16 protein-coding genes and 1 pseudogene are annotated in these 20,316 nt (G+C 65.8%); 13 read left to right on the plus strand and 4 right to left on the minus strand.

Annotated elements, in window-relative coordinates; translation table 11 throughout:
* Nucleotides 1-313: 313 nt before the first annotated feature.
* Complete coding sequence (locus tag RJ1_RS25155) at nucleotides 314-1,222, minus strand: hypothetical protein (protein WP_073364961.1); 909 nt, start codon at nucleotides 1,220-1,222, stop codon at nucleotides 314-316.
* Nucleotides 1,223-1,874: 652 nt separating this feature from the next.
* Here RJ1_RS25155 and RJ1_RS47305 point away from each other — a divergent pair.
* The 3 genes from RJ1_RS47305 (at nucleotide 1,875) to RJ1_RS25175 (ending at nucleotide 4,591) form a co-directional block, all read left to right on the plus strand.
* On the plus strand, nucleotides 1,875-2,345 hold the full coding sequence (locus RJ1_RS47305; RefSeq protein WP_073364963.1) for a helix-turn-helix domain-containing protein: 471 nt from the start codon (nucleotides 1,875-1,877) through the stop codon (nucleotides 2,343-2,345).
* Nucleotides 2,234-3,016 carry an IS630 family transposase gene (locus RJ1_RS46055; protein WP_218026510.1) on the plus strand — a complete coding sequence of 261 codons (783 nt, stop codon included), beginning with the start codon at nucleotides 2,234-2,236 and terminating at the stop codon, nucleotides 3,014-3,016. Before RJ1_RS47305 ends, RJ1_RS46055 begins: the two co-directional genes overlap by 112 nt.
* Nucleotides 3,017-3,976: 960 nt before the next feature.
* A complete protein-coding gene (locus RJ1_RS25175) occupies nucleotides 3,977-4,591 on the plus strand; it encodes a hypothetical protein (protein WP_073364967.1) in 615 nt (204 codons plus the stop codon).
* 788 nt (nucleotides 4,592-5,379) lie between these two features.
* On the opposite strand, the gene RJ1_RS25185 is transcribed toward RJ1_RS25175, so the two are convergent.
* The gene (locus RJ1_RS25185) at nucleotides 5,380-5,763 is read right to left on the minus strand and encodes a helix-turn-helix domain-containing protein (protein WP_240319667.1); all 384 of its coding nucleotides are present in this window, start codon (nucleotides 5,761-5,763) and stop codon (nucleotides 5,380-5,382) included.
* 95 nt (nucleotides 5,764-5,858) lie between these two features.
* Between RJ1_RS25185 and RJ1_RS25190 the strand changes: the two genes are divergently transcribed.
* The 5 genes from RJ1_RS25190 to RJ1_RS46065 all read left to right on the plus strand — a co-directional run bounded on the left by RJ1_RS25190 (nucleotide 5,859) and on the right by RJ1_RS46065 (nucleotide 12,940).
* Nucleotides 5,859-7,409, plus strand: coding sequence for a tyrosine-type recombinase/integrase (locus RJ1_RS25190; protein WP_240319668.1), 1,551 nt, complete (start codon nucleotides 5,859-5,861; stop codon nucleotides 7,407-7,409).
* On the plus strand, nucleotides 7,406-9,226 hold the full coding sequence (locus RJ1_RS25195; RefSeq protein ID WP_073364971.1) for a hypothetical protein: 1,821 nt from the start codon (nucleotides 7,406-7,408) through the stop codon (nucleotides 9,224-9,226). Before RJ1_RS25190 ends, RJ1_RS25195 begins: the two co-directional genes overlap by 4 nt.
* Complete coding sequence (locus RJ1_RS25200; RefSeq protein ID WP_240319669.1) at nucleotides 9,223-11,397, plus strand: hypothetical protein; 2,175 nt, start codon at nucleotides 9,223-9,225, stop codon at nucleotides 11,395-11,397. Before RJ1_RS25195 ends, RJ1_RS25200 begins: the two co-directional genes overlap by 4 nt.
* A complete protein-coding gene (locus RJ1_RS25205; protein WP_073364973.1) occupies nucleotides 11,394-11,876 on the plus strand; it encodes a hypothetical protein in 483 nt (160 codons plus the stop codon). The genes RJ1_RS25200 and RJ1_RS25205 overlap by 4 nt, the downstream gene beginning before the upstream one ends.
* 500 nt (nucleotides 11,877-12,376) lie before the next feature.
* A complete protein-coding gene (locus RJ1_RS46065; RefSeq protein WP_143048851.1) occupies nucleotides 12,377-12,940 on the plus strand; it encodes a hypothetical protein in 564 nt (187 codons plus the stop codon).
* Nucleotides 12,941-13,509: 569 nt separating this feature from the next.
* Here the strand turns inward: RJ1_RS46065 and RJ1_RS25225 are convergent.
* The gene (locus RJ1_RS25225; RefSeq protein WP_073364980.1) at nucleotides 13,510-14,880 is read right to left on the minus strand and encodes an MFS transporter; all 1,371 of its coding nucleotides are present in this window, start codon (nucleotides 14,878-14,880) and stop codon (nucleotides 13,510-13,512) included.
* Nucleotides 14,881-15,208: 328 nt separating this feature from the next.
* Between RJ1_RS25225 and RJ1_RS46070 the strand changes: the two are divergent.
* Nucleotides 15,209-15,385: pseudogene (locus tag RJ1_RS46070) on the plus strand (transposase); the annotation flags it as partial.
* Between the two features lie 43 nt (nucleotides 15,386-15,428).
* Here the strand turns inward: RJ1_RS46070 and RJ1_RS25235 are convergent.
* Nucleotides 15,429-16,715, minus strand: a complete 1,287-nt coding sequence (locus tag RJ1_RS25235; RefSeq protein WP_083400416.1) for a glutamate dehydrogenase — start codon at nucleotides 16,713-16,715, stop codon at nucleotides 15,429-15,431.
* Nucleotides 16,716-16,900: 185 nt separating this feature from the next.
* Here RJ1_RS25235 and RJ1_RS25240 point away from each other — a divergent pair, with 185 nt between their 5' ends.
* From RJ1_RS25240 to RJ1_RS25245, 4 genes are all read left to right on the plus strand, one after another.
* Nucleotides 16,901-17,824: a LysR family transcriptional regulator gene (locus RJ1_RS25240; RefSeq protein ID WP_073364982.1), complete on the plus strand. Its 924-nt coding sequence runs from the start codon at nucleotides 16,901-16,903 to the stop codon at nucleotides 17,822-17,824.
* Nucleotides 17,825-17,940: 116 nt separating this feature from the next.
* Complete coding sequence (locus RJ1_RS46840) at nucleotides 17,941-18,096, plus strand: hypothetical protein (RefSeq protein ID WP_162850288.1); 156 nt, start codon at nucleotides 17,941-17,943, stop codon at nucleotides 18,094-18,096.
* A 174-nt stretch (nucleotides 18,097-18,270) separates the two neighbouring features.
* Nucleotides 18,271-18,423 carry a hypothetical protein gene (locus RJ1_RS46845; protein ID WP_162850312.1) on the plus strand — a complete coding sequence of 51 codons (153 nt, stop codon included), beginning with the start codon at nucleotides 18,271-18,273 and terminating at the stop codon, nucleotides 18,421-18,423.
* 394 nt (nucleotides 18,424-18,817) lie between these two features.
* Nucleotides 18,818-20,239: a WS/DGAT/MGAT family O-acyltransferase gene (locus RJ1_RS25245; RefSeq protein WP_073364985.1), complete on the plus strand. Its 1,422-nt coding sequence runs from the start codon at nucleotides 18,818-18,820 to the stop codon at nucleotides 20,237-20,239.
* Nucleotides 20,240-20,316: the final 77 nt, after the last annotated feature.

Raw genomic sequence — 20,316 nt, forward strand, 5'->3', positions numbered from 1 at the left:
TGTTTGACAGCACCTTCGGTCGAAATCAGCCGATCATCACCTAACACCGGTCACACATGCCCACCCTCGATGCGAAAGACTCAGTGGAACAACCCGACATACCAGGTCGGACGATCACCCACGCCCACACCCCACCCGCTGCCACACAACGGAATTCACAGCGACAACATCAACGAATCGGTGCATTCGGGATAAGCCTGGCGGACCCCCAGAGCTTGAGGAAACAACAGGCATGGCCACCTACTACGACGCACCGAGTCACCGACTGCGACGAGACGGACGTGTCCACACCTCGCCGGGCTCCGGAACCGAATCACTGGAAGTACGACGCATAGTCGCTGAAAGGAACCTGGCCGGTGGGGCTCGACCGTACGGCGTCGGCAACCGCCGACGGAATGGGAGCCCAGTAGGCAGGCATCGCAGCCGCCAGGGAAGGCTGCAATATGTAAAGAAGGGCGAAGTTCACTATCCACAGCGGCGGCGCCATCGACATGCCAACCTCCGACCTCACACCCCCCTTGGTGTTGGTCACCAGCTGAGCTGCACCCGAAATCTGTTGCGATGCGAAGCCATAGACCGCTTGCACCGTGTACGCCGACCGGTAGAGCGCTATCAGGGTTCGTGTCGCACCGTTGTTCCTCAACCAGGTGCCCACAAACCCGCCGGGAGCGATCAACGAGTTCACCTGCCTCGTCGGCGCGTCCGCGTTGGCCGGACTCTCCAGCAGTCCGCTGGTGTTCACATAGAGCCCGTAGCTGGCCAGAACCGACGGTGTGGGGTTGCCATCGACGTCGGAATAGAGGGGACGGCCGTTCGTATTGGTCAGGATCCGGGCGCACGCATCGATCACCTCCGCAGCTTCGCCGCTACCGCCGACCCCGCCTCCGGTGATGAGATCGCGATACTGCTGCTCGGATAACGCGTCAGCCCTGTTGAGCCCCACCTGGCCGGCGATCTCGTCCGCCGCTTGCTGACCGAGCGGCTCGTTGAGCTGACCGGGGCTGGTCAACTGCGTCGGTGCCAGGCGCTCGTAGCCCGGCGCCCCGGCGAAGGGGATCGCGAACCCGGTGTCGACGGTGCCTGCCGCTGGTTCGCCGCTGGCTGTCCGGGTAGCTACCAGGGAGAGAAGACACACTCCAACCATTGCCAGCACCGAGACGGTCCTACAGTGGAGGGTTGCTCCACGTCGATGCTCCGGGCCCGCTAACTCTATGCCGCGCATACGTCAACCTCCCAGAACACCATCGGGCGAATCAACACAAGCTTGCGTACCAGCCAATCGCGGTGATAGCACTGTGTCAAGATCCGCGTCGACTCGCGCAAGATGCGCGTGCAATCTTCTTCGTTGCCTCATTCGAGAATGCGCACGTATCGCGCTCTCACCCGGTTGTATACCGCGGGCAGCATCCATACCGAACATCATGGTCCCGGGCAGTAGAGGCCCACCCGGATTCCGGTGCGGCAGAGGAGGCGAATTTCCTGCGGTGGAACCACTTTCGTGGTCCGGGTGCCTAGGAGCGGATCTCCAACCCATCCGGCGGTGCGGTGCGGGTTGCATTAGCTCACGACGTCGATCCGGGTGTCGGCCGCCAACTCCTCGATCGCTTCCACACGGCACCGATCATTGCGAAATCCGGATCGACATCGTCATATACCTTCACTGGCGCCGGACCTGGACCATGGCGTTCAGTCCCAGTGGTCGATCCGCTTGCACAAACGGATCCCGAGTAGTCCTCCACGGTCATCGAGCCACCCGCACCTGAGGTGACTGACCCGGCACTAGTAGCGTGTCGCTGCTTAGTTCTGGCCTGTTTTCGTTGCAAGGTTGGGGCGGCAGACTTCCCCTTCCTCTCTGCCGGTCAGGACTGTTGTCAATGCCTTCGCAGAAGAAGCGTCCGGTGACGTTGAACTCGGCTGATCGTGAGTTCTTGGAACGGTTGACCACGACCGGGGTGCATCCGGCCTCGATGATCCGACGGGCCCGGGTGTTGCTGGCGCTGGACACCTCGGTCGGGGAGGTCGATGAGAAGAAGGTGATCGCAGCACGGTTGGGAGTCTCGGGTGAGACGTTGCGGCTGGTGGCCAAGCGGTTCGCTGAAACCAGTCAGGACGTGGAGGCCACGATCGGGCGCAAGCAGCGTGACCTCCCACCGGTGCCCTCGCAGATCACGGGGGAGATCGAGGCCAGGTTGATTGCGTTGGCCTGCTCGAAGCCGCCCGAGGGTCGGTCGCGGTGGTCGCTGCGACTGCTGGAGAAGCACGTCGCGTTGACCGAGGGGATCCCCGACCTGGACCACTCAACCATCGGCCGGGTTTTAAAAAAACGAAACTTCGTCCTCACCTGAAGAAGTGCTGGACCATCCCACCAAAGGCCAACGCAGAGTTCGCGGCCCGCATGGAAGACATCCTGTCGGTCTACGCCCGGATCTACGACCCGATGCGGCCGGTGGTGTGCATGGACGAAAAGCCCTACCAGCTCCTCGCTCACGCGCGTGACCCGATCCCGGCAGGCCCGGGACGCGATCTGAAGGAGGACTCCGAGTACGTGCGGCACGGGACCTGCTCGATCTTCTGCTGGGTCGAGCCCCTGGCCGGATGGCGGCGTGTCGATGCCCGGCCCCGGCGCACCAAGATCGACTGGGCCGGACAGGTCAAAGACCTTCTGTGCGTGGACTACCCCGACGCAGAGACGGTGGTGCTGGTGATGGACAACCTCAACACCCACGGCATCGGATCGCTCTACGAGGCCTTCGAGCCGGCCGAGGCGCTCGCGCTTGCGCAACGGCTCGAGATCCACCACACCCCCAAACACGGCTCGTGGCTCAACATTGCCGAGATCGAACTCTCTGTGCTGACCCGCCAGTGTCTGGACCGGCGCATCGAGGACCTCGAGACACTCAACGCCGAACTCGCCGCCTGGCAACGACAGACCAACGCCGATCAACGCCAGGTCCAGTGGCACTTCACCACCGACGACGCCCGCATCAAACACCGCCACCAATATCCCAATACTTAGCCGCGACGGTCTACTAGTTCTGTGGAACAGCGCAAGAGCGGATCCGACGAATACCTCGAGTGGGGCCTCGCCGACGTCATCGGTGTCGCCGCATACGACACCCGAGCACACAAGACCGTCACCTTCCTCATGGCCGCAACCGGCGGCCCGAACATCCACTCGAACCGAATCCCGCTGTCCGCGGCCGATGCATCCAACACCGTCGAACTGACCTTCAACGGACACCACGTCCCCCACACCTCAGTCCTCCACGTCCGACAGGCTCGTCAGGGCCGACTCGGCCTGGCGGACCGCTCGGTTCTGCGGATCAACGGCTCCCTCGCCCTCGGCGTAGCGTCTGGATCCCAGGAAATCCCAATCTGTAGTTACCGCCGGGGTTCTCGATCGCCCGGAAAAGGCGAGGTGGCCCGTGTACCTCGAAATCGATCCCGATACAGACACGATCACCCGACTGTTCATTCCGCAGGTCGGCTATGTGGTTGACACCCGTATTCGCCCGGCCGGATCTGAGATCACACCGAAGGTTCGCACCACGGAGCGTCGGCGAATACGGTTGTAGTCATTCACTGGAGAGGCCATCACATCCTTCGAATAAGGACACGTCATGGTTTCTTCAAACATCCGGGCATAGTGTCTCCCCGCTGCCCACTGTGGACGTCACGCCTGCCGCCGGGTCCCGGCCACTATCACCCCGAAGCTCCGGGAGAGTCGGACGCCGCCACATACAACAGCGACGAGAACTACGACACTTCCCCCGAAGGCGTCCTCGCTCATCGGCCGTCTGCGCGCACCAATGACGATTACTTCGCAAAAAGAAAGTCAATCCGAGCAAAATAGCGTTTTGATGCCAGGAGTGGGGCGCGTACCCTACTATATGAGGCTTCTTGGCGCATCTCAGCGCATTTTGGCGCTACTTTCGCCCCGCTGCCACGCCGAACAAACCCGAGGATTGGAGCAGAGATGCGTATCTTGCGTGCGTTTGTAGGAGCGGTCGCTTCGGCGATCATTCTGGTTCTGGCGCTACTTCTGTACGCGCCCTTGCCGACTGCTCAGGCCGAGTGTATGAGAATGCCGTACTTCACGCCGTTCGGATATGCCAACTTCGATTTCCCCCCGCGAGTCGTCGCGATGCTGAACGACAACGAGATCGCAGTCGAAGGCATCACGCCTTTCGAGGCCAAGCCCGCGAAGACCGGTCTCTACCTGCCAATCGGCTCGCACACCAACCATATCGACGCCTGCATGGGCGTATTCTATCCCGGTGGGCCGAGGTTCGTCAGCAAGACTGGGAACTCTGTTGTGGCCGAGGATATTTGGCTGCGGATGGACGGCGCGTACGGGACTGTGACGATCAACGGGGTCGCCCAGGGCGAGAGGATGGTCGCCACCTACAACGTCGGTGAGATGATGCCGACGCTCATGACGCCGCACGGTGGCGGGATCGGCCCCACGTATTGGCCGTTCCGCTTCTCCCCATACTTCGCACAGACCCTCAACGATGCTGCCGGCGCCCAACTCTTCACGGCTGGTGAGCTGTTCGCAAACCTCGACGCCGTCGGGAAGTTTGCGCCCTGATCTGCCACGAGAGCAGCGGGAGTTCCCTGGCGCCTCATGCCACTTTGCCCGCGAGAAATGATTCGTTGCCTCAACTGATGATTCCGGAGCCGGCTCCCAGTTCGTCTCGGCCACTGCGGTTCCCGGAACCTGGGTCGACCTGGGCGGATCGGCACCAACGGACACCCGGGTGGCCGAGAACGGTAACCCTTCCGGTACCGGCACGATCCTGTGCCTCTCCGGCAACAACGCGGCCAACTGGACTGTGCTCGTCCGGGAGTCGGCCCGGCTACCGGGATGTGCCGGTCTGAAGCCGTTGACAGACCACAGGAAATACGCGGGTCCGCAAAACGCAGACCGCCCGGGCCCACCCGAACCGTGGTGTCGATCGGAAACTCGGTCCGGACACCGCCATTCCAGTAGCAACAAGGAGCGCTCGGTTCTCGCCCAGACAAGCAACGCGCGGGCGCCGTTCAACACGAACGTGGCCGAGGTCCCGGGCGTCAGATACGCCGCAAACCTTCCCCGCATTCCCATACTCCGCTACATCGGTGAGGCCACTCGCGGCGAGATCGCCCAACTCCTCCGTATGCCCGCCGCCGCAGCAGAACTCGCCGACGTATCCGGTGTTGGCCGTCGCTGAGAATGCAGACGATGGCGTCACGGAATTTGCAGACGCAGGTGTCGCCGTTCGTCGGCAGGCTGACGGGCTCGTCGGTACGGTGACTGCTGTGCGTCATTGCGAACGCAGACGATCGGCACGATGACGGACGCACCCGGGCACGGCAAGACCGGACGGGACAGTTTTGTCAGCCGCTGCGTGGTGAGGACAGCAGACGTCCCTGTGTGTAGATCCCGATCAGGTCCCACGGCGGATCAGGGAACCCGAAGCGGCGACGATCCTCGACCGCGGCCGCCGCCAGGACGCACAGTGCGTCTCCGAGCGGATTCCCGACGAACCGGATGTTGCAGAACGCCTCGCGGGCGACGACGACCAGCCGCTCGATACCCGGGCGATGCAGCCACTGCAGATGCTCACCGGTAGCGCGGCGTAGCCAGCGGCGCACGGTCGGTTGCGGGCGGCCCATCCGCTCGGCGATGCTCCGGAACCCCAGGCCGTTCGCCTTGTGGGCCAACGCATTCCCGGTCACCTCGGTGGTGTCGGCCCGGCGTACCTGCAGGGCGGTGGGCAACAGGATGTGCGTGGCCCCGCTTATGTTTGCTGTTGATCTTGTCTCATGCTCCTGATCCTTATGTGGTCAATCGAGCTGTCTCAGAGAGGGCGTTGGTGGCAAAGCTGATGGGTGCTGCGGTCGAGGGCGACGACGGGGGGCTCGGCGCGGGCGAGGAAATGGTGGAGCTGTACTTCACAGAGGGGAGCAGGGCGGCCGAGGGGCCGCTGGGCGCGGATTCGAGCGGGGTGTTGCACCGAGCCGGCGCGCGAGACGGGTTGCCGTTCGTGCTGTCCCCGGACGGGAGCTATGACGTGGAGCTGAACCGGTTCTTCCGGGAGCTGGGTGGCTGGGGAGTCCGGGCGGCGAACAGCGTCGCGGCGTACGCGCGGGATGTGATGCTGTTCTGCCGGTTCCTGCACGCGTCGCGGGGCGGCAAGACGATTTGGGAGTGCGACGGCGCGGATCTGCGGGCCTACAAGGCGGTCCGGCTGCATTCGCCTGGGGAACATCAGGTCTCGGTGTCCACGTGGCGCCGATCGATCGCGGCGCTGGATAAGTGGGCGACCTGGGCGGTGTATGAGGGGCTGTTGCCGGCTGCGCCGTTTCGCTACGTCGATAAGACGGTGATGACGCCGCAGGGGTTGAAGCGGGTACGGGTGAACGTCGAGCAGGAGCCTGACCGGCAGACCGAGCCGATCCGGTTTATCGCGTTCGAGGATTACCTGTTGTGGCGGGATGTGGGGTTGCGCGGCGAATTGCCGGACGGGCGGCCTGATCCAGCGTGGCGGGGCCGTCATGGTGAGCGCAACGCGATGTTCGCGGACCTTCTCGTCTATACCGGCATGCGGCTCGGTGAGGCCGCGAGTCTGCTGGTCGGCGAGATACCGCCGCTCGGAGCGGGTTCGGGCAGCAAGCGGGGGTTGGGGGATCTGCGATTGGCTGCGGCGGTGACCAAGCGCAACAAGGCCCGCACCGTGTTTGTGAACCGCCGGGCCTTGGCCGCGTTGCACCGTTACATCGAGATTGAGCGCGATGAACTGGTCACGCGTCGGCTGGCCGGCCCGGGCTACCCGGTCAGCGACGACACTGTGCTGGTGCGGCGGGCGGGCCGGACCACGCTGACGCCTGCCGAGGGGCAGGGTTCGTGGCCGTACTCCCGGCTCGGCATGGAGCTGCGGCGGCACCTGATGGCGGTGGCCCCCACCGGTGAGTTGGCGGGCCCGTTGTGGTTGTGGCTGGGCCAGGACGGTCGGCCGCTGGCGCCGTCGACGTGGCAGTCGGCGTTTCACCGGGCGAATGAGCGCTGCGCCCGCTTCGACCTGGAGATCAGCGCATCTCCGCATACCTTGAGACACACATTCGCCGTCCACATGCTCGGATTGCTGCTGCGGCAGACGGTGCGGGCGCTGGGCATGCAGACCGATCGGCGACTCACCCACGCCCAGGTCAAACGACTGTTGATCGGCAACCCGATGCGCAAGCTACAGCTGCTGCTCGGACATAGCCAGGAGTCGACCGTCTACGCCTACCTGGACGTGCTCGACGAGGCGCAGGAGATCGTGCTGTCGGCGCTGGACGAGTGGGACGCCCAGGCGGCGGCCCTGGAGACCGTCAAGAACGTCGTCCCCGGCGACGAGCACGGTGACGCCGGGGTGGTGGCGTGAGCCGTCGGCGCGGACGTGCTGTTCGCTTCCCCACCGACGTGTCTTTGCTCGAGCCGCCCGCCGCAGTGCCCACACTCGGGCCGATCGTGTTCAACCTGGTCTTCGACGGCCGCCCGCGACGCATCGACCTGTCCGAGCTGCCTTGTCCTCGCCTGGTGCGTCCGTTGGCGCGGGAGCTGGCCGACATCGGCGGGCAGGACGGGACGGTGCGCGAGTGGAGCGGGTTTCACCAGATGGTGCGGCACCTGCGGGCGTTTCTCGATTTCGCCGCGACGGCCGAACCCGGGCTGGCCGACGAGCTGGGCCTGGACGACCTCGAGCCGGAACTACTCGACGCCTGGGAGACCAAGCTCGCCGCCGAGTACGGGCCGGACAGCGGCGAACCCCACGCGGCCCTTCGCACGGTGGTGCGGCTGCTGAGACTGGCCGACCAGACCCGACCGGACGCGCTGAGTGCGCCCATGCAGGCCCGGGTCGGGTTCGCGACGAGGCACACGTTCCAGCCCCGTCCGCAGCCGCTGGATGCCTACCCGTTGCCGGTCTTCGAGGCCATCCAGGCCGCCGCGCTGGCCGATGTCCGCGCTATCCGGGACCGCATCGCCGCCGGTGAACGGCTCGCCGCCGAGGGCGCCAACCCGCAGGTGGAGGGCTGGGCCCGGTTGGAGAACGTGCTCTGGCACATTGCCCGGTACGGACCGCTGACCAGCGAGTATCGCCGAGTCCGGCCCGTCCGGAGCAGACCGGGCGGTGTCGGCGGCTTCAACGAGCACTTGCTCCTGACCGCCGCCGATCTGGTGCCGTTCGTCGTCCTGCTGATCTGCCAGACCGGGCTGGAACCCGAGTGCGCCAAGGGGCTTCGGGCGGATTGCCTGGTCAACCCGGCGCGTGGGTTCGTCAGCATCGCCTATGTCAAGAAGCGTGCCCGCAACGACGCGCACAAGACCATCCGGGTATCCGATGGCGGCGCCCTGCACTTCCCCGGCGGCCTGATCCGCTTGGCGCTCCGGCTGACCGCGCGGGGCCGCGACCTGACCGGCGGGGACGCGTTGTGGACCGATGTCCGGCGCGATGGCGTGCACACCTCGTTCGGCACCGGCGGCAGCTTCGGCCGCCGGATCACCGAATGGGCAACCCGGAATGGTCTGGACACGCTGACCGATCGTGGAGGTGACCCGGTCCGTCTGGACCTCCGGCGGCTGCGCAAGACCTACAAGTCGCGTCGATACCTGCAGGCCGCGGGCGTGCTCGACGACTTCACCGCGGGCCACTCCCCACAGGTGGCCGCCGCGCACTACGCCGACATCGACGCTCACCGAGAGTTGCACGAGCAGGCCATTGAAGCGGGCCTGACCCAGGCACTCGAGGTTGCTCTGCCCCCGCCCGTGGTGGCCGACGAGCACGGCTGTCCCCTCGACACGGACACCCCCGCGCTGACACCCGCGCAGGTGAGCGCCGCGATGTCCGAGCAGTCCGATGTGTTCCTCGCGTCTTGCACCGACTTCTACGCCTCCCCGTTCGCGCGCACGAAGGGAACCGGCTGTCCGGTGGCGATCTGGGGCTGCCTGGAATGCTCGAACGCGGTCTACACCACCCGGCACCTGCCCAGTCTGCTTGCCTTCACCGACTTCCTCGACGCCCAGCGCGAGGACCTGCCCGAGGCCGAGTGGCGCGCCCGCTACGGGCTGGCCTTCGACCGGATCACCACTGCCATCACCCCGAAGTTCACGACGGAGCAGATCATCACGGCCCGCCTGATCGCCGAAGCGAACGGCCAACACCTGTCTATTCCCGCCCAGATCCTGGAGCACATCACGTGAACAACGCGCTGCTCGTCCAACCCAGCACCCCGGCCGGAGAACCCGCTCTCGCCGGTCCCGCGATCGACCCAATTCCCGGCGACGCCAACGTTTTGCCCGAGCACCTGATCGCCGCGGCCGGGCAGCGGGGGCCTCGTTTCGGGGACGACGTGTGGGACATTCGGCCATTCGTCCCCCGCACCACGCGCCACACCCGCGTTGACTTCACCACTCTGGACGATGAGATCGCGATCCGCACCGCGAAGGAGTATCTGCACTCGCGCCTACGACGGGCGATCCCGGCCAGCCACCTGAGCGGCCCCAGCACCCGACCATTGAAGATCACCGCCTTGCCCCGCGAGTTCCTCCAGCTGCGGGTCATCATGCAGACCTTGACACGGCTGGGCGCGCCCCGCCTGGCCGACGTCACCCGCAACCACCTGGAGATCGCGCTCGCCGAGTGGAAGGACCACCCTTCCTGGGCGACCGGGCTGGTCGGCGTGCTCAAGCGCCTGGCCGCGCACGGCCCGTTCCTGTCCGCCGACCGACTCGCCATCCACCCTTGGCCGGGACGCACCGGCGCCGCCGTGGTCGGCAGGACCCGGTCGCCGGAAAACGCCACCGACCGCATCCCCGAGCACGTCATCGCTCCGCTGATCAAGGCCGCGATCTTCTACGTCGAAACCGCCAGCCACGACATCCTCGCCGCCCAGCGCGAGATCGCCACACTCACTGCCGCTCAAGGAAACCGGCAGCTGGGCCACGGTGACGTTGCCGCGGCCGTGGAGGCCTTCATCTCCCGCCGACGAGCAGCCGGCCGCGGCATCCCAGCCGCACCGCGCGACCACCTTCACCGATGCCGCGACGACACGGTGATCAACGGCATCGTCCAGACTCCGGGGCACGGGGTGATCGAGCTGCTGACCGGGGTCGGCGATCTCGTCCGCTGGCAACATCGGCTACGAGAGGCCGCCGACGAACTGGGATACGAGGAAGGCTGGCTGGACACCCCGATCTCGCCCTGGCCGGAGACCGGACAGCCCTGGCGCCCACGCCTGGGACCGTGGGCCCTGACCAAAGAACTCACCCACCTTCGGACCGCATGCTGGATAACGATTGCCTACCTGTCAGGCATGCGCGACGGGGAGGTACGCGAACTCGGCCGCGACTGCGCGTTCACCGAGCCCGGGGACGACGGCCGCACCCGCTACAAGCTCCGCGGCCGCGTCTTCAAGGACCGCCGTCTCACCGGCGAGGAAGCCGAATGGGTCGTGCTGGAGATCGTGCACCAAGCCGTGGCGATCCTGCTGCGCATCAACGACGATCCCACCCACCTATTCGGCTACCGGCGAGGCAGCAAACACAGGCTCATGTCCGAGGTGCCAAAAAGGATCAGCCGTTTCCGCGACCACTGCAACGACCTGTTCAGCACCCCCGGCACGCTCTACATCCCCGACGACACCGCCACGCTCAGCGGTGCAGACACCTCTGCGGGCGCCGACCCGCGCCCGCCGGCAGGAGGGACGCCATGGGCCTTCAACACCCGCCAGTTCCGGCGCACCCTCGCCTGGCACATCGCTCACCAGCCCTTCGGGGTCGTCGCTGGCGCCAGGCAATACAAACACACGCAAATCGCGGTATTCCAAGGATATGCCGGTACCTCGGCGTCCGGGTTTGCCGCCGAGGTCGCCGCCGAACAAGCCTTAGCACAGCTGGACTACCTCGAAGACCTCTACCGCGACTGGAACGACGGTGGTCGCTCCGGCGGCGGCGCGGCCCGACGCGTCGACGCCGAGTTCGACCGGATCCGGCGTGAGCTCGGCGATCTGCCCGGGGTAGTCGCCCGCCCCTCCCGGCTGCGCACCATGCTCGCTCACCTGACCAAGACACTGCATCCCGGGGTTCTGGGTGACTGCTTCTACCAACGCGAGACCGCCCTCTGCGCCCAGCGCGCCAGCACCCTGGGACGCCCCCTCCCGCTGCTCAACATGTGCTCGACCTGCCCCAACGCCCGGCGATCGGCCGTTCACCTGCCGCGGCTGACCACCGCCCGTGATCAAGCCCGCCAAGCCCTGCAACTCGCCGACGGCAAACCGCTCCCGCCGCTGCAACAGGCGGCTCTGGCCAACCACGTCGCCGAACTCGAGCACCTCATCACCCTGAACCACAGCACAGAACCGGAGCCAGCATGACCGAGACCGACCGCAAGATCAACGAAGCCTTCGATCGGCTGCTGGCCGGGCATCCCGAAATCACCGACGGCAAGCTCACCGTGTCCAACATCTGCGTCGAAGCCGGAGTATCCCGTGCGTCGTACTACCGCTCACCCCAGGCAGCAGAAATCAAACGACGGCTCGACACACCGCAAACAGCCCGGCCCGAACTCGAAGACCTCCGTGACCAAGTCAGCCAGCTGAAGAAGACCGAACGAGCCCTGCGCAGCGAACACGCCGCCCATGTCCGCGAACTCAAGCAGACCATCAAGACCTACGCCAACCAGATCCAGGCCCTCGCCCTGCGGGTGGCCCAACTCGAACACGACCACCAGCCGACGGACCGCAGCAACGACAACGTCACACCGATCAGCACTTCGACAAGCGCCCCGCTGCGGAACCCGCTAGCACGCAACGACTCCCGAACCACGGTCAAGCATGAGACACCACTCGAATGACGCCGAGATCCCGATGAGACAGTCACCTCAACGGACACCTTGACAGATCACATAACACCGCAGTCGCGGCAGCGCACCCGTTGTGGGCGCACGGTCAGGGTTGTCTCGCCCACCGAGCGGATGGTGCGGGCACGCCCGTGTCCCCACCGGACCACCGTGCCCCGGCACTGCGGGCATCGCATGGTGCCGGCGTCGAGAAGGGTGCCGGCCTCCTCGGGCCGGCGTATGACGATCACAGCCGATGACTCCGCTCATGGTGGGACCAGTGTCGACGACTACATCCAATCGCACCAGGGGCCGGTTCGTGTTGGTAGCAGCGCTTCTCACGGCACGCCGTCACGCAAGATGCCGACGACGTCGCCGCCGTCACCGCGCGGTCCTGTCCGCCCGATCCAGCATCGCTCCTCACGGCTGTTCTCGTTCCTCGGCACGGTGACGATGCAGACGATCGACCCTCTGCCCGGAACCCATCTGCATCACGGGTGACGGTTGGTCGCCCCGTGGTCGTCATACGCAGAGGCGCTCAACAATCCGGCAACCAGATCGGCCCCGCAACCCGCGAACAACCCGAGTTCCTGGAAGTGCCCTTCTTCGCCTCCTACGTCTTCCAAAAGGCGAGCGCACCAAGGGAACTCCCGGAAGTACTGAGGGTCGGCGCGCGAGAAGAGTGCGGTGTTCCGTACCGGCTGATCGAACTCAACGAGCAAGTCAAGGTGGGCGATGGCAAAGCGCGAGCCGACCTTCAAGCCGCAGTCAAAGGCGAAGACGGCCACCGCGCCTGGACAGCCCTCGGCTTCGTGCAAACGGTGCCCTCGGCTCTGACCCTGACCGTGCTTCTGACCGATCTGGGGTCCCATGTACTGAGCGCGGTCGCAGTGTCCCTTTCGGGCATCGTCGCGGCCGACACAATACGACCGATCCTGGGCCGTGCCAGGATGCAGTACGAACTGCTGGGCGGGTTGAAGCCTTCGGTGAACAGCGCATCCGCGGTCGACAAACTCTGGGGAATTGCAGATCTCGAATTTTGGGCCGCCCGGACGCAATCCCTGGCATCTCTCACGTAGCCGCGTGATATGGGCCGCGACGAGGCCATCCGACACGTGTCACGGTCGAGAGCGACCGGTCGCACCGGACGTCACCGGCATCGGTTGACGTGCCGGTCTGACCTTGGGCGGACGTCACCTAGGGATCGGTTGTGCACTTTCCGACCACAGAGGACTCCTCCAGCTCTAGAACGCAGCCCGGGTACAGGGGTCATGAAGGCATCGAACGCGACTTGCGACAGCGCGGGGCAGTCGGCCTTTCGGAAGTAGTGCTCCAGGTCTACGAGCTTCGTACCGATACAGACGCGCTACGTCGCGAGGCGCAGTAAAACAAGTGGTCGCGTTGCGAAACAGAAACAAGCGACAGTCACGGTGAAGCCGGCGCGAGCACACCCGAGCGTGATTTGCGTGCTGCGGACACACGGCACTGGTGTTGCCGAGTCGAGCCAGGCACCCGCACGAACTGAACCGATAGCGGGTACGGGTCCGACGGGGTCCGCTTCCGTGTGGTCCGTCCGGCCAGTCATCCGGCCACCACGGGCCGGCGGTACCCGCACCGATCCCCCGGAACCCGGACCGCGGGGATCAGCTCAGCGGGGACCCGAACCCACGGGCACGGCCCAGGCGCTCCCCTGCTCGCGATCGAGCACCGTGACCGCCTTGTTCTTCAGCCCGAAGATGTAGACCAGCAAGCTGACCCCGATCACGACCGTCACGTAGAAGATGAACCAGCCCACGTGACCGGCCGACTTGGACGCCTGGAAAAGTACCGGCGCCGTACCGCCGAAGACGGAGTTCGCGAGCGCATAGCCCAGACCCACGCCCAAGGCGCGGATGTCGGCCGGGAACAGCTCCGCCTTCACGATCGCGTTGATCGAGGTGTACCCGGTGAGGATGACGTAGCCGACGGCTAGCAACGCGAACGCCATCAGCGGCGAGGTGGTTTGCGGGAGGTAGGTGAGCAGGACGTAGGTGTAGATAACGCCACCAACGCCGAAGAAGATCAGGAGAGGCTTGCGACCGACCCGGTCGCTGATGATGCCGCCGACCGGCTGGAGCAGCAGCAGGAAGATCAGTGACAGCAGGTTGATCCACGTTGCCGTCAGCGCCCGGTCTTCCCCGAACGTGGACTTCACAATTGCCGGCGCGTTGACACTGTAGGTGTAGAACGCGACGGTGCCACCCGCGGTAATGAGGAACACCAGCAGCAGCGGACGCCAGTGTTTGGTGAACAACGCCGTCAAGGACCCCGCCGTCCGGTCCTCACCCGCGCGGATGGCCTTCAGATGCGCCTCGCTGAGCGACTCGTCCATCGAACGCCGAATCCACAGCACGACCAGGGCGGCGATGCCGCCGATGAAGAAGCCGATCCGCCATCCCCAATCGTTCAACGCCTCGACATCGAGAACACTGAGCGCGATCAGGAGCGTGAACTGCGCGAGTACGTGACCGCCCACGAGGGTCACGTACTGGAAGGACGACAAGAAGCCGCGCCGATTCGCGGTCGCCGCTTCGGACATGTATGTCGCCGAGGTGCCGTACTCCCCACCCGTGGCGAATCCCTGTACAAGCCGAGCGAGGACCAAAATCACCGCCGCCCAATACCCGATGACTTCGCGAGTCGGCATGACCGCCACCACGAAGGAGCACGACGACATCATGGTGATGCTGAGCATCAGGGCCGCCTTGCGGCCACGACGGTCGGCGAACCGGCCGAAAAACCAGGACCCCACCGGTCGCATGACGAAGGTGACCGCGAAGATCGCATAGATGTACAGCGTGGAGTTGGCGTCGTTCTCGTCGAAGAATTGCGCCTCGAAATACGTGGCGAAGACCGTGTAGATGTACACGTCGTACCACTCGACGAGGTTTCCTGCCGAGCCCTTCATCGTGTTGAGCACCGCCCGCCGGGTGCTCGTCGGAGCGCGGGTTGGACCGGACTGAGTCGCGTCATCGCTCATCCGTAGACGATAACGGATCGACCTCCCACACCTGGGCGAGTCACATAGGGCGGTGTCAATTCGCTCCCCGGTTCGTCACCACGCAATCAGCGCACCGGAAGGATCAGCGAGATGACCGAGCCGAGCGCGATAGTCAGGGCGAGGCTGTCCGATAGTCGGTTGATCTGGGCATTCCCCGCAAGCCGCGCCCCGCTTGGCGGGAAGTCGAGATCATGAACTGGACAATCGATCCCATGGACCAGCCGAAGATCGATCACCAGAAGTGGGCGCACAGCTGTTGGCGCAGGCCAAGGCAGACGATGGTCCCGGGGGAGCCAACGGGACCGTGCCGCTTCCGGTATGGTCGTCAAACCGCGCTCGACATCGATTCTCGCGCAACGGGAACCGTCAGCTCAATGCCGCAATTCACCGCATCGCGCTCGCTCAGGCCCGCTGCCACCCCGACACGCGAGCACTGTTGGCCCGTAAGGCCAGCGGCGACGGTACAGAGGAGCAAGTGACAGTCCCCTAACCGGCGGCCCGGTGTTCTCTCGCTGATCGCCCACCGTTCACGGGATGGTGAGCGCCGGCACTGCCAGAAGATCGGCCGCGGCCGGCGCGCTGTGGTTGGCTGCGACGAGGTCCCACGCGGTCTGCCGTGGCGCCACGCCGTCCAGGATCCATTGCCCGATCAGCAACGCCACCTTGGCCAGCATTTCGGTACGCAACCGCAGGAACGAGTCCTCCGGGTCGGCGCCGACCTGACCGAGTAGTACCCACCAAGCCCAGGCGACTGCCCCGGCATTGGCAACGAAGTCCGGGACCACCGGGATGCCGCGGCCGGTGAGCACCGTCTCGGCCCGCGGGGTCGTCGCGGCATTCGCAGCTTCGATCACGACTTTCGCGGCGACCTGGTCGACGTTGTCCGTCGTGATCGCATATGAGATCGCGGCCGGGACGAGGACGTCTGCCGCCGTAGCGATCACAGCCGCGCTCGGCAACCGCTGAACATGCGACGGGACCCGGGAGCGGTCGATCTCCCCGTAGCCGTCCCGCAGGTCGAGCAGCGCGGGAACGTCCAGGCCACCGGGACAGTACAGCGTGCCGAGGGCATCGGCGACAGCAATCACGCGCATACCGGCCTCGTGCAGATACCAGGCCGCGCCGCCCCCCATGGTGCCGATGCCCTGGATTGCCACCGTCGTGTCGGCCGGAGCCCAGCCATATGCTTTCACCGTACCGATGCAGGCCTGCGCGACTCCGTAACCGCCGATCACATCGCCCAGCAGAAAACCGCTGGGCACCGGGGCGTTCAAGGCGGCCCGTACCCGGCGCAGAGTCCTCTGCGGATCTTCCGCACGGCTGATCGCGGCATGGTACGACTGCTGAAGACCGAGTCGCGCGAAGACGTCGTCGAGCAGATGCTGAGGCACCCCCAGATCCTCCGCGGTCACCCAGTGCGCGGCGAGCCACGGGCGCATCGCCTGACAGAACCGCTCCAGTACACCGACGGCGCGGGGGTCCTTCCGGTCGAAATCGATGCCGCCCTTCGCGCCGCCGACAGGCAGGTCGAAAACCGCGGTCTTGGCAGCCATGCCTCTGGCCAGATCCTCCACCTCCGACATCGTGCAGCCTGCTCGCATTCGGGTGCCCCCGGTTGCCAGGCCGGACACCAACGTGTGCACGACGAGGTAACCCTGAGCTCCGGTGACCGGATCAGACCACGTCACACGTAACAGGGACTCACCGCTGCGCACCGTCGCCACATCGACCCCACGCTGCGTCGCAGTGTTCTCACGGTAGTCATACTCTCGGTGCTCGGGGGTGCGCCCGAACCCGCATTCCGTCGTGGTCACCTCGAGTTACCCCAATCGTCCTCAGAAAATCATCGTCGCCAGAACCATTCAGCCGATGACGCCAGAGTGCGCGCGCTGGTGACCAGGCGTCCAGTTAAGAATCTTGAATGATTGCGTTCACGCTTTCTACACAGCGCACGCGTGGTCCGGTTGGACGGTTCGGAATGGATGCATAGGCTGGCGGCATGGAGCTGTCTTTGCGCCGGTTGCGGATGCTTCGGGAGTTACACCGCCGAGGCACCGTGACAGCCGCGGCGCTGGCGCTGCACTACACCACATCCGCAGTATCCCAACAGCTCACACAACTCGAACGCGACGTCGGCGCAAAGCTATTCGAGCGGCGCGGTCGGCGGGTACAGCTCACCGAGATCGGCCTGCTCCTCGCCGAGCACGCTGAAGAGATCATGCGATCGGTGGACCGCGCGACGACTGCCCTCGAGCAAACGCAGGACGGGGTCACGGCCCGATTGACCGTTGGCGTGTGGGCGTCCGTCGCGTCGAGCCTGCTACCGAGTGCGCTGACGTTGCTGGCCGCCGAACATCCCGGCATCGAGGTGCGAACGAAGGAGCTTGCGCCGGAGGACACCGCAGTCGCAGTACGGGACGGTTCGCTGGACTTCTCGTTCGTGATCGACTACTCCGACTACCCGATGCAGTGGGACCCGGAGTTGACCAGAGTGGTGATCGCGGTGGAGCGACTGCACGCAGCGTTGCCGCCGGGAACGGTTTCCGCCAGAACCATGGCGCTGGCGGACCTCGCTGAACATCCCTGGATCCTTGCGGGACCCAAGTCGCATTTCGGCCGCGCGGTGCGCTTGGCCTGTCAGCGTTGCGGATTCGAACCCAGGATCAACCATGAGGTCGGTGAGCAGGCGACGGCACTCGCGATGGTTGCCGCGGGCCTGGGGGTCACCCTTGTCTCCGATCTCGGACTGACGCTGCGGCCGCCAGGAATGGACGTCGTCGCGCTCACCGAACCGCTCATGCGGACGATCTCCATCGCCCATCGGGGAACAGAAGCGCACCGACCGCCGCTGCAACTGGTGATCGACGCCGTACGGACCGCGGCGGCCGCACAGGGGCTCGCCGCGCGGTCGCCGTACGCGTAGCCAAAGACGACACACGTTTTACCGCAGGTGAACGGTTACATCAGTACAGGTACTTCCGGCAGGATCCGACTGAGCGGGCGTCCAGATCCCCGCAGGGCGAGGGATACAACAGTCGGATGAATGATGCCTTTCCGCACCCGCACCGCCGCCGGATTGCGGCACAGTGCACGTTGGCCGGCGCAGGCTTCTTCGTCCGCGGTCCGGACGGAAACCACCGGCTACCCACCAGCTTCCGCATCTCTCTCTGCACCATGGCCCACGGCCGTCCGTGACCAAGCTGGTCGCGCCTGGCGCGAGAAAAAAACTCGTGCAGCGAGGATCCGCCGCCCCGTGCGGAAGTGGCCAGTTCATCCGTCAGCTACTCTTTCAGCCGTAAATCCGCGGGCAAAAGACGGGACACCCTGCGGGGCCCATACTGCGATTCAACAGAAAGTTTCGTGATCACAATGGTGACACTGGTTCTGCATGCGGCAGCAGCACTGCTCGTCCTCTTCTTCAGGGCGCTCTCCCGCCCCGCATCCGGTCACCGAACGATCGTGACCGACGGATTCGAGGACCGCTACGAACAGGTCAACGACATCGCACCTCGCCACGGCTGAGAACGCGCCCTCAATGGGTGGATCACGAGTATGGCTTCGCTCGGCAACGTCGCCGGATACCCTAGCCGCGACACCCACTCTGCTCCGGCACCGGCAATCAGGGCTCGGGGAGAGCCAGGCGAGCCGGTGACCGGGTACCGCTCTTTCGCCGGTCTCGACCCACGACTCAACACCCTGCCGACCGGCGACAGTGCCCGACTTGCCCGCTTCGGGACGTTTCGCCCTCGCGCGTTCTACGTCCTTGCTGTACAACTAACAGGGATGCCGGTTTGTGACATGAACCACACCTAACCGTTATCTTACGACCCGATTACCCGGAGCTGAACACCAGCCCCTGCAGTACCCGCAGTGGCAGTGCGCGTACTCGACCTGGCAGAACGGAAGGACCCCTCGCATGCTGCTGCCGATGTCGCCGACCGATTCGCTGTTCCTCCTCGGTGAGTCGCGGGAGCACCCCATGCACGTCGGCGGCCTGGCTTTGTTCACTCCGCCGGACGGCGCCGACGCGGCCGCGATCGGGGCGATGTTCGAGACAGCAGTTGCCTCCGACGACGTCGCCCCGCTGTTCCGCAAGCGGGCCCGCCGATCGGTGACCACCCTGGGACAGTGGGGGTGGGACACCGCGACCGATGTCGACGTCGATTACCACGTGCACCGCGACGCCCTCCCCCAGCCCGGCGGCATGCCCGAACTGACGACGTTGGTGTCCCGACTGCACGGCGCCCCACTCGATCGCAGCCGCCCACTGTGGGAAATGCACCTGATCGAAGGCCTCGCCGACGGCCGCTACGCGGTATACACCAAGATCCACCACGCCCTCGCCGACGGCGCCTCCGCGATGAACCTGTTGCGCCGCAGCATGAGCGAGGACCCCACCCGCCGGGGCATGCCCGCCCCCTGGCAATCAGCCGCACCCGTGACAGCGACCGACGCGGCCCGGCCGGCACCGGTGTCATCGACGCCGACAAATCTGCGGGCCCTCCCTGCCCAGGTCCTGCGCGGCGCCCGCGGCGCGGCCGGCGAGGTCGCCGGCCTCGCACCGGCGCTGACCGGCACCGTGGACCGCGCCCTACGCGCCCAGGGCGGGCCGCTGTCGATGCGGGCACCACACACGATGTTCAACGTCCCGATCGCGGGCGCCAGGCACTTCGCCGCCCGCACCTGGCCGCTCGAACGGATCCGGCTGCTCGCCAAACACGCCGACGCCACCGTCAACGACATCATCCTGGCAATGTCCGCCGGAGCCCTGCGCACCTACCTGCACGACCTCGGGGCGCTGCCCGCCGACCCGCTGATCGCGATGGTCCCGGTCTCCCTGCGCCCCACCCCCTCCGGCACCGATGCCGAATCCGCAACCGGGAACCGGATCGGGCTCCTGATGTGCAACCTCGCAACCCACCTGCCCGATCCCGCCCACCGCCTCGACACCGTCCGCACCTGCATGCGCGAAGGCAAACACGCCCTGCGGACGATGAGCCCCGCCCAAGTGCTGGCAATGAGCGCCCTCGGCGCCGCCCCCCTCGGTATCGAGATGCTCCTCGGCCGGCGGGGACCACAGCGGCCGCCGTTCAACCTGGTGATCTCCAACGTCGCCGGACCCGACACCCCGCTGTACTGGAACGGCGCCCGCCTCGACTCCCTCTACCCACTGTCGATCCCGGTCACCGGGCAAGCCCTCAACATCACCGCCACCAGCAGCGACGACCAACTCGTATTCGGGCTCACCGGCTGCCGGCGCACCATCCCGACCCTGCACCCCATGCTCGACCACCTCGACACCGAACTCGACGCCCTCGAACAGGTGGTCGGCCTGTAAACGCCACCATGAGCGCCGTCGCCGTGTCCACCGCGCCGACAGCCACTCCGCCGGCACAGCACCGGCCTCCGCCCACC

Source organism: Rhodococcus jostii NBRC 16295 (assembly GCF_001894825.1).
Lineage (GTDB): Bacteria > Actinomycetota > Actinomycetes > Mycobacteriales > Mycobacteriaceae > Rhodococcus_F > Rhodococcus_F jostii.

Coding starts and splice junctions, on each gene's coding strand:
- RJ1_RS25155 (WP_073364961.1), bottom strand. CDS start 1,222: ATGCGCGGCATAGAGTTAGCGGGCCCGGAGCATCGACGTGGAGCAACC.
- RJ1_RS47305 (WP_073364963.1), top strand. CDS start 1,875: ATGCCTTCGCAGAAGAAGCGTCCGGTGACGTTGAACTCGGCTGATCGT.
- RJ1_RS25175 (WP_073364967.1), top strand. CDS start 3,977: ATGCGTATCTTGCGTGCGTTTGTAGGAGCGGTCGCTTCGGCGATCATT.
- RJ1_RS25205 (WP_073364973.1), top strand. CDS start 11,394: ATGACCGAGACCGACCGCAAGATCAACGAAGCCTTCGATCGGCTGCTG.
- RJ1_RS25225 (WP_073364980.1), bottom strand. CDS start 14,880: ATGAGCGATGACGCGACTCAGTCCGGTCCAACCCGCGCTCCGACGAGC.
- RJ1_RS25240 (WP_073364982.1), top strand. CDS start 16,901: ATGGAGCTGTCTTTGCGCCGGTTGCGGATGCTTCGGGAGTTACACCGC.
- RJ1_RS46840 (WP_162850288.1), top strand. CDS start 17,941: ATGAATGATGCCTTTCCGCACCCGCACCGCCGCCGGATTGCGGCACAG.
- RJ1_RS46845 (WP_162850312.1), top strand. CDS start 18,271: ATGGTGACACTGGTTCTGCATGCGGCAGCAGCACTGCTCGTCCTCTTC.
- RJ1_RS25245 (WP_073364985.1), top strand. CDS start 18,818: ATGCTGCTGCCGATGTCGCCGACCGATTCGCTGTTCCTCCTCGGTGAG.